General features: G+C 41.8%; 9 protein-coding genes. 8 read left to right on the top strand and 1 reads right to left on the bottom strand.

The genetic code is table 11. From position 1 onward, the window contains the following. Positions 1 to 192: 192 nt before the first annotated feature. Positions 193 to 546: a DUF3147 family protein gene (locus L1266_RS21495; protein WP_130051661.1), complete on the bottom strand. Its 354-nt coding sequence runs from the start codon at positions 544 to 546 to the stop codon at positions 193 to 195. Positions 547 to 630: 84 nt separating this feature from the next. Here L1266_RS21495 and L1266_RS21490 point away from each other — a divergent pair, with 84 nt between their 5' ends. Genes L1266_RS21490 through L1266_RS21455 form a run of 8 tightly spaced genes read left to right on the top strand, consistent with a single transcriptional unit; the run spans position 631 to position 9,375 of the window. Then, on the top strand, positions 631 to 1,014 hold the full coding sequence (locus L1266_RS21490; RefSeq protein ID WP_028834938.1) for a BlaI/MecI/CopY family transcriptional regulator: 384 nt from the start codon (positions 631 to 633) through the stop codon (positions 1,012 to 1,014). A 2-nt stretch (positions 1,015 to 1,016) separates the two neighbouring features. Further along, positions 1,017 to 2,006, top strand: coding sequence for a M56 family metallopeptidase (locus L1266_RS21485; protein WP_126873597.1), 990 nt, complete (start codon positions 1,017 to 1,019; stop codon positions 2,004 to 2,006). A 13-nt stretch (positions 2,007 to 2,019) separates the two neighbouring features. After that, complete coding sequence (locus L1266_RS21480) at positions 2,020 to 3,345, top strand: TolC family protein (protein ID WP_126873595.1); 1,326 nt, start codon at positions 2,020 to 2,022, stop codon at positions 3,343 to 3,345. 16 nt (positions 3,346 to 3,361) lie between these two features. Next, the gene (locus L1266_RS21475; RefSeq protein WP_126873594.1) at positions 3,362 to 4,594 is read left to right on the top strand and encodes an efflux RND transporter periplasmic adaptor subunit; all 1,233 of its coding nucleotides are present in this window, start codon (positions 3,362 to 3,364) and stop codon (positions 4,592 to 4,594) included. 10 nt (positions 4,595 to 4,604) lie between these two features. Next, entirely contained in the window at positions 4,605 to 7,748 is a 3,144-nt protein-coding gene (locus tag L1266_RS21470) for an efflux RND transporter permease subunit (RefSeq protein WP_126873592.1), read from the top strand. Further along, positions 7,738 to 8,433 (top strand): HupE/UreJ family protein, encoded by a 696-nt coding sequence (locus tag L1266_RS21465; protein WP_126873610.1) that lies wholly within the window; start codon positions 7,738 to 7,740, stop codon positions 8,431 to 8,433. The genes L1266_RS21470 and L1266_RS21465 overlap by 11 nt, the downstream gene beginning before the upstream one ends. Positions 8,434 to 8,476: 43 nt before the next feature. Further along, positions 8,477 to 9,001: a hypothetical protein gene (locus tag L1266_RS21460; RefSeq protein ID WP_138534089.1), complete on the top strand. Its 525-nt coding sequence runs from the start codon at positions 8,477 to 8,479 to the stop codon at positions 8,999 to 9,001. A gap of 41 nt (positions 9,002 to 9,042) precedes the next feature. Next, positions 9,043 to 9,375, top strand: a complete 333-nt coding sequence (locus L1266_RS21455) for a DUF6488 family protein (protein WP_126873588.1) — start codon at positions 9,043 to 9,045, stop codon at positions 9,373 to 9,375. Positions 9,376 to 9,590: the final 215 nt, after the last annotated feature.

Here is a 9,590-nt window from a genome sequence, read left to right as displayed (position 1 = left end):
CATACCAACCTTCGTTACATTGTCAGAGCCGCTACTTTATTCAGGCTCCTAGGATCATCTGGTGATACAGATGGTTCACTCATTAAGCGGTGAACAGCGCTTCATACGACTTCACGTCGCACGCCCCATTACGCGTTAACGTAAATACTCTAATGGCAGCTGTGGGGTGAACAAAGGACCTTGCTGTTAACCTCAAGGAAGCAAATCTATTCCAAACAGCTTCAGCAATAAAGAAAACAGCCAAAAGCAAATTACAGTTATTAATGAGCTGATGAGTAACGATAGCCAAAAACTGTAGCGCTGCATCAGCATGGGGAAAAGTAAAAACATGGGCAATGTGAGAAGTACATACCAAAAAGTGTACCAAGCATGATTGGCTATTTTCTCTGACGGCTGCTTTTCAACATATAACCAAATCATGGCTAAAATTGTGACTGTCGGTAAGGCCACTATGAGTGCGCCTAGTTTATCATTTCGTTTTGCTAGCTCCGATGCCGCGACAATGACCGTAGCGGTGATCAAATACTTAGTTATTAGCCAACCCATATAATACCCTTAAATCTAAAAACCGATTGCCTATCGGTTTTTGTTGTGGCAATATAGCCAGCGAATTAAATAGAGTAAAGTGTTATGCAATTAGGTGAACTAGAAAAATTAGTGCTTCAACATTTCTGGAATGTCAAAGAGGCGGATGCAAAGCAAGTACATAAAGTACTGGGGTTAGCTCGTGGTAATTCGTTAAATACTATCCAAAGTACGCTTGATAGGTTATTTAAAAAAGAATTACTTAAACGCACTAAACAAGGTCATGCGTATTGTTATTCAGCCAGAGTAGATCGTGAAGGCTTAATTGCTCAACTTATTTCAAATGTAACCAGTGACTTTGTTGATGATGGTGAAAATAGCTTAATTGCTGCGTTCAGTTCTGCTTCGGCACAGCTTAATGACGAACAACTCGATACATTAGAAAAAATGATCGAGAAACAACGCCAGCTAAGAAAGGAACGGGCTTAATTATGTTAGTTGGAGATATGGCAATCGTTCTAAATTTGCTCAGTGTTTCAGTGCTTGCATTTGTGATCGGTATTGCAACTGTTGCTGTCGTATCTCGTTTTGTGTTGTTCAGACTCAAACAAGTCAGTTTTAATAGTCAAAAGTTTATATTGTGGTCACTAGTGAGTGCACCTTGGTGGATAGCCTTTTCTTGTATTGGTTACTTTATGCCTTACTCGTTAGGGTTTGATAAAGTTTTTAACATAAGCTGGTTCGAAGATTTTGCCCATTGGCACCATATCGATATTTTTAGCTTTTCAAGTTGGCACGCGTTAACCTTACTTTTAGCACTAATCTATTTAGCTTGGCGCGTAACTAAGACTACCTTTGTTAGAACCAAACAGTCCATCGCATTATCGAGTTTACTAAGCTTTACTGATGCACAAGGTGCTAGGACGACTAATGGCAATCAATATTTATTGATGCCTGTTAAAGTGCCTGTTGCCTTTACTACAGGTTTTATATCTCCCAAGATATATGTATCAACCGGACTACAAACCCAAGTTAGCGATGAACAACTTAATATCATCGTTAATCATGAACTGGCCCATGTAACGGCAAGAGACCCGTTATTTAAAGTGCTTTTCACGGCACTTGCCAGCTTCTATCCGTCACGTATAAAACAAACCCTAATCGAGCAATATGTCTTAATGACGGAAAAGATGGCCGACAATGAGGTCACAAAAGAATACGACCACCTTGATATCGCACAGACATTAATTGATGTCGCTAGACTTCAAAAAGCACTTCCTACGGACTGCGATCAGGCGTCTGTTAGCTACTTCGGACATGATTACACGAGTCTTCGTGTTGAGGGTTTATTAAATCCAATTAATAAACCGTCACTTACTACTATCATCATTACTCTAGCATTATTGGCAACTATGCCAGTACTAGCGGCATCCACTGTCGATAGTTTTCATCACTTTATCGAAACTTTTTTCATCCATTAATTAAGGATATGGAATGAGATTTAATTTTTATAAAAGCAACGGAAAAAAACCGATCGGCAATCGGTTTTTGGCTGTTGGTCTAGTTTTAACAACGGGGGCTGGTTTAGTAACATCAACTCCCTTTTTGGCTAATGCGCAGTCCCAGCAGCAATTACAGTCATCACATCAGGTTATAAATTTAAGCAAGGCTGTGACCATGACTCTACAAAGTCATCCTGAGCTAAAAGCCTTGATAGCTCAAGAAGCTGTGTGGCAAGGTAATATCGAGCAAGCTGGCATTGGAGAGCGTCCTCAAATAGGTTTAATGATTGAAGATGCGTTAGGGACAGGTGAGCATAGCGCATTACAAAGTATGCAATCAACGCTCACATACTCTTGGTTGCTTCAACAAGATCAAATTGATGGCAGAGTTAATGCGGCAAAAAGCCAAGCAAATGCAGTAATAGTAGAGCAAAAAATAAAAGCCCTCGATTTATCTGCGATTGTTGCTAAACAGTTTGTTGAAATCTTGATAAAGCAAGAGCGCTTGAAACTCAATCAATTAGCGGTGTCTCAGGCACAGGAAGTGGTTGACGCTATTGCCAAAAGAGTAAAAGCGGGTAAAAGTTCCAATGTTGAAATGCGCTTGGCTCAAGCCGAGCTGGTTCGAAGAAATCTCGCTGTAGAAGATTTAGAGCACGAATTAAAAGCTAGTCATTATCAACTGTCATCCTTATGGGGCAAGCCTCAGGCTGAGCTTAAATTAACTGGGAATTTAATGCTTAAGCCGGAAATTCCCTCGGTAGAAAGCCAGCTAATCAAGCTTAAGCAAGTCCCACAAATACAGCAGTTTGTTAATGAACAACGTATCGCTCAGTCTCAAATGGAGCTTGCACGCATTGAAGCAAAACCTCAGTGGCAACTCACTGCGGGATTGAGACGATATGAAGCGACAAATGACTTTGGTTTAGTAGCGGGTATATCTATTCCTTGGGGGAATGACAATAGCAATGCAGGAACAATAGCGGCCTTACGCGCAAAACAAGATGTACTGGCAACTCAGCAACAAGCCTTAATGCAGAAACTGGATGCACAGCTATATGTGCTATTACAAGAAATGGCGCATTCCCACCATGTCATTGAAACGATTCAAGCTGAAATTATTCCCGTACTAGAAACCGCATTGACTGAAGCAAGTCAGGCATTTGATATCGGTAAGCTTAGCTACAACCAGTGGAGTGATATACGTAGAGAGCTGCTCAGCGCCCAAAATCAGTTACTTGATGCTTATCAATCTTTGCATTTACAACATATTGAAATTCAACGCCTAACTGGCGTGCCCGTTAGTGATAGCGAGTAAAACCATGAGTAAATTTATGAAAAATAAAAATATTCTGTCGTCATTGAGCTTGGCGATTATTATCTCATTCACAGGTGTCGTCGCACCTAATGCTATTGCAGCATCAACACCTGCGGCAGAGCAAGCTGAACCAGAGAAAGGTCCACACCGTGGGCGCATGTTACGAGATGGTGATTTTGCCATTGAACTCTCTATTTTTGAAACTGGTGTGCCACCAGAGTTTCGTGTTTGGGCGACAAATGATGGACAACCTATAGACCCAAAGAATGTCGATTTAAACGTAAAATTAATTCGCCTAGGCGATGGCACTGATGATATTAACTTCAATGCTCAAGGTGACTTTCTTCGCGGTGATATGGTGATTTATGAGCCTCACTCTTTTGTTGTTGCCATTGAAGCAACTTATCAGGGTAAAAAGTACAATTGGCGATATGACAACTTCGAGGGTCGCACCACAATTGAACAGGCAGTTGCCGATGCAATGGAAATCAACACTGAAATCGCAGGCCCTGCGACAATTCATCAAACCATACCCGCTTATGGAAAATTAAGTTTACCTGTGGACGCTAAGCGAAACATTGCTGCGCGTTTCGATGGTGAAATCACCAAATTACACGTCAATTACGGTGAAATTGTTAAAAAAGGGCAAACGCTATTCACAGTAGAAAGTAATGAAAGTCTTAAGCCCTACGTTATTAAAGCGCCCATTAACGGTGTTATTACCCAGTTATTCGCAAACGCGGGTGAGCAAACTAATGGTAAAACCTTACTCACCATTACCAATCTTAATCGCCATATTGCCAAATTAGCGGTTTATCCTTCGGATTATTCCAAGGTTAAACTGGAAACGCCAGTTACGTTAAACATTGAAGGTCATGAGGACCCCCTTGTAGGTGAGGTGTCATTTATTGAACCTAGCGTGAGAGATGATCAGGCAAGAATAGTTTGGGTCGAATTAGAAGGTCGTAACCTTGCCGAAGGCGGCTTCGTAAAAGCTGACATTGAAGTTGCAACCATTGATGTGCCACTGGCTGTAAAGCGTGTTGGCTTACAAGGTTTTAGAGACTTTACTGTTGTTTACGCCAAAGTGGGTGAGCAGTATGAAGTTCGTATGCTTGAGTTGGGCCGCACTGGAGGCGAATGGATTGAAGTATTAGGTGGCCTAAAAGCGGGAACCGAATACGTGACCAACAATAGCTACATCTTAAAAGCCGACATTGAAAAGTCTGGCGCATCACACGATCACTAGGAGTGTATAAATGTTGGAGTCAATTTTACGCTTTTCAATAAAGCGCAAATTCCTTGTCATGGTGATGGTGTTAGCTGTGTCAGGTTTGGGTATATGGAATTTTACCAAACTACCGATTGATGCAGTGCCTGATATCACCAATGTGCAGGTAATGATCAATACCGAAGCGGCTGGGTTTACGCCATTAGAAGTTGAGCAAAGGGTAACTTTTCCGTTAGAGACCGCATTGTCGGGTTTACCGGGGTTAACCTATACCCGCTCAGTTTCTCGTTATGGCCTATCTCAAGTGGTTGCAATATTCAGTGATGATACTGATGTCTATTTTGCCCGTCAGCTTGTTAATGAGCGTTTATCAGCGGCACGCGCTGAGTTACCGCTGGGCTTAGAGCCTCAACTTGGGCCAATTGCGACAGGTCTTGGTGAAATATTCATGTTCACTGTTGATGCTGAGCCTGATGCTACACATGCTGATGGCACGCCTATTACACCAACGGATTTACGAACCGTACATGACTGGACAATAAGACCACAGTTAATGCGGGTGCCGGGTGTAGTAGAAGTGAACCCGATAGGCGGATTTGAGCGTGAAATATTAGTCGCTTTCAAACCTGAAAAGTTACTTGCTTTTGGGCTGTCACAAGCCGATGTGGTTGATGCAATTTCGCAAAACAACCAAAACCAAGGTGCAGGCTTTATTGAGCAAAATGGCGCACAGTGGTTGTTAAGGCTGCCCGGTCAGGTTACTGATATGACTGCCATTGGTAATATTCCGCTTAAGTCGCTTGATGGTTCATCAATTTATATAAAAGACGTAGCCGATATTGAAAACGGCAAAGGGCTTAGAACTGGCGCTGCTACACAAAATGGTCGTGAAGTGGTGATGAGTACGGTATTTATGCTTATTGGCGAAAATAGCCGCACAGTAGCTCATGCCGTGGGAGAAAAGCTCAAGGAAATTAACGCCACTTTACCAGAAGGTATAGTCGCAACTGCTGTTTATGATCGCACTAAATTAGTAGATAAAACGCTACAAACGGTTCAGCTTAACCTGATCGAAGGGGCGATATTGGTTATCGTTGTACTCTTTGTGCTACTGGGTAATTTCAGGGCTGCATTTTTAACAGCCTTAGTGATCCCATTTGCCATGTTGATGACAGTAACAGGTATGGTACAAACTCGCGTGAGTGCTAACCTGATGAGTTTAGGCGCGTTAGATTTTGGTTTGTTAGTCGATGGTGCCATTATTATCGTGGAAAATTGTCTTCGCAGGCTAAGTCAAGCAGGAAACAAACCTCTGCCGCTAAAAGAACGCATGGAACTCGTGTTCGAAGCCACAAAGGAAGTCATACGTCCAGCGCTATTTGGCGTGTTTATTATCACCGCTGTTTACTTACCCATTTTTGCTCTTGAGGGTGTTGAAGGCAAAATGTTCCACCCGATGGCGATCACCGTGGTTATCGCGTTACTTAGCGCTATGGTGTTATCGGTTACCTTTGTACCCGCTATGGTTGCCTTGTTATTTAAAAAGCCTGTGAAAGAAAAACATAGCCCAATAATTCGTGGTGCTACTGTTCTTTACAAGCCTGCTTTAAACTGGGTTTTAAAAGCCCGTTGGTTCGTTGTTATAGCCGCAACAGTATTAGTGGGTTTCTCAGGTTATCAGGCAACTAAGTTAGGTAGTGAATTTGCGCCTAATTTGGATGAAGGTGATATTGCCATGCACGCGCTGCGAATTCCGGGTACGTCATTGTCTCAAGCAATCGCGCTTCAGGAATCTTTAGAAGATAAAATTAAACAAATGCCAGAAGTTGAACGCGTCTTTGCCAAAATAGGCACTGCCGACGTTGCAACTGATGCCGTTCCGCCAAGTGTCGCAGATAACTTCATTATCCTGAAACCTCGCGAGTTGTGGCCTGATCCAGATAAGACAAAAACTCAAGTTGTAGAAGAGTTAGCCGCGCTAGTAGAGCCAATTCCGGGGAACCGATATGAGTTTTTACAGCCAATACAAATGCGTTTTAACGAATTGTTAGCTGGGGTGAGAGCTGAACTTGCGATAAAAGTGTTTGGTGATGACTTTGATACGTTGACTACGTTAGGCAGTGAGATAGAGGGTGCAATCTCTCAGGTTGAAGGTGCCGTAGATATACAAGTTGAGCAAACCACTGGTTTACCCATGCTTAATCTTGTGCCAAATCGTGAAAAACTGATGCAGTTTGGTATTAGTATTAGCCAAGTACAGTCTCAAGTGGCAATGGCTATGGGCGGTACAGTTGCAGGTAAGTTTTATCAAGGCGATGTGCGCTCAGATATTGTAGTAAGGCTCACAGAGTCCAAACGTAATGATATCGATTCAATACCTTATTTACCGATAACGTTGGCTGATGGACATACAGTACCACTTAAAGAATTGGTTGATATTGAGCTGATATCGGGTGCTAACCAAATAAATCGTGAAAATGGTAAACGTAGATTGGTAGTAACTGCCAATGTTCGTGGTAGGGACTTAGGTAGTTTTGTTGCAGACATACAAGCAGCCATTAATGAAAACGTTGAAGTACCTGCTGGTTATTGGGTGGAATATGGCGGCACTTACCAAAAACTGCAATCCGCTTCAGAGCGCCTGAGTATTGTTGTACCTGTCACTTTAATCATGATTGTTGGTTTATTAATCCTCGCCCTTAACTCGTTTAAAGATGCCATGATCATCTTTACGGGGGTTCCGCTTGCATTAACTGGTGGTATTGCTGCGCTGTTACTACGTGATATTCCGTTCTCAATTTCGGCAGCGGTTGGCTTTATCGCCTTATCGGGCATCGCCATCCTAAATGGACTGGTTATGGTGTCGTTTATCAGAGAACTGCGCAAAGATGGTTTGGCACTTGATAAAGCAATCTTTGATGGTGCGCTGACGCGTCTTCGACCTGTGTTAACAACCGCACTCGTTGCTTCATTAGGTTTTATTCCTATGGCGTTAAATACAGGCATAGGCTCGGAGGTTCAGCGGCCTCTGGCAACAGTAGTCATTGGTGGCATTATTTCGTCAACGATTTTGACTCTGTTTGTCATCCCTGCCTTATACAGAATTTTACATAAAGAAAAGGAGTCTATTTTGACTGATGTTGAAGTATTGGAGTCTCAAGATGCCAAGTAACATGATTAAAGTACTGACTTATCTGACGATTGCGCTGTTAGCGCTTGTCAGTATCGAAGCTTTTGCTCACGGAGTCGATGATAAAACCAGAGCATTTTTAGAGCAAAATAATGGAGTACAGTTTATCCCGTTTTTATATATAGGCGCTAAGCATATGATAACGGGCTATGACCACTTGCTGTTTTTAGTCGGTGTTATCTTCTTTTTATATCGTAGCCGTGACGTACTGTTGTACGTCACCATGTTTACTATTGGGCATAGTACAACCCTGTTATTTGGTGTGTTAAGTGACATACAGGTCAATGCTTATTTAATTGATGCCATTATCGGTTTTTCCGTAATTTATAAGGGCTTCGATAATCTAGGTGGCTTTAAGCTTTGCTTTAATTGGCAGCCTAATACCCAATGGGCGGTGCTGATTTTCGGTCTGTTTCATGGCTTTGGTTTAGCTACCAAATTACAAGAGTTTAGCCTAGCTGATGAAGGTCTTATTACCAACCTGATTGCCTTTAACTTAGGTGTTGAACTTGGTCAATTTGCTGCGCTCGCACTTATTTTGATCATGATAAATGCATGGCGAAAACTGCCTTCATTTCAACGCTTTTCGACAGTCACAAATACCGCACTAATGAGTGCTGGTGTGATGTTGATGGGCTTACAACTTGCTGGTTACTTTACCATTTAATCGATTTTTAACTTATAGAAATACAGAAATAAAAGAGAATTTTATGCAACATACAGTTAGTACCAAAACACTCGTTAAAGCGAGTATTTCAGCAGTCGTTGTCGCGGCTATTGCACTGGTTACCTTTATCTTACCAGCAGAGTACAACATCGATCCGACAGGTATTGGAAACAAGTTAGGTTTAACAGCACTTGCACAAGCGGCTGAAGTGGAAACAACGTCATTAGAGACAACTAAAGGCACGGATGAGTTTCAAACAATAGAAGTGACAGTCCCTGCGGGACGCGGCATCGAATATAAATTTTATATGAAGCAGCATGAAAAAATGACTTATGAATGGTTAACCGATGGTGTTCCATTGTACTTCGATTTACATGGTGAGCCAGAAGGTGACACAACGGGATATTTTGAAAGCTATGTTATTGCTACTACTAATGAAATGAAAGGTAGTTATACCACGCCATTTGAAGGCTCTCATGGCTGGTACTGGAAAAACAAATCAGACAAGCCAGTTTCAATACAGCTAATGGTCAAAGGGCAATACAAAGTTATTGGCCTTAAACAATAACGAATTTAACTTTACGAATTTCATACAAAATGGAGACTAAAATGAACAAACTAATATCAATCGTTGCGCTTTGTGGTGCCTTGCTAACTAGTAATGTACAGGCACATGGAGATCATGGTGTCATCAGCGGTCAGAAAGCTGTTAGCATCGCTGCAACACATATTCAAAAGATGACATTTAAAGACGCTGGTTTTGAAGTTGGTAAGTTAGATGAGTCATGGAAAAATATTGATAAGTCGCAACTTTCGATTGCTAGCGTTGAAGACAATTTCTACGTAGTTAGTGCATCTAATGCTAGCAACGAAGATAAGCTTTACTTCCAAATTGCAAAAAATGGTCAAGTTATAGCGGTTAAAAATAAAAACAACTTTTAACAAAATAAGAAGGCACCTTTTGATACATGAGGTGCCTTTGTTTTTGTACCAAGTCCGCTTTTGGCACAGAGCCACTGGTCGGCTCTAACTCATTAATTAGATGGTACGCCCCACCCATTAGCTAAACTCATAGTGTTGGCTATTACAGGAGGAAACCATCATGTCAGTTGCAAAAGTCATAGGTATTGATTTAGGTAAATCAACCTTTCACCTAA

This window comes from Pseudoalteromonas sp. Cn5-37 (assembly GCF_021532495.1).
Taxonomy (GTDB): domain Bacteria; phylum Pseudomonadota; class Gammaproteobacteria; order Enterobacterales; family Alteromonadaceae; genus Pseudoalteromonas; species Pseudoalteromonas simplex.
This window is presented reverse-complemented; position numbering and strand designations above follow the sequence as displayed.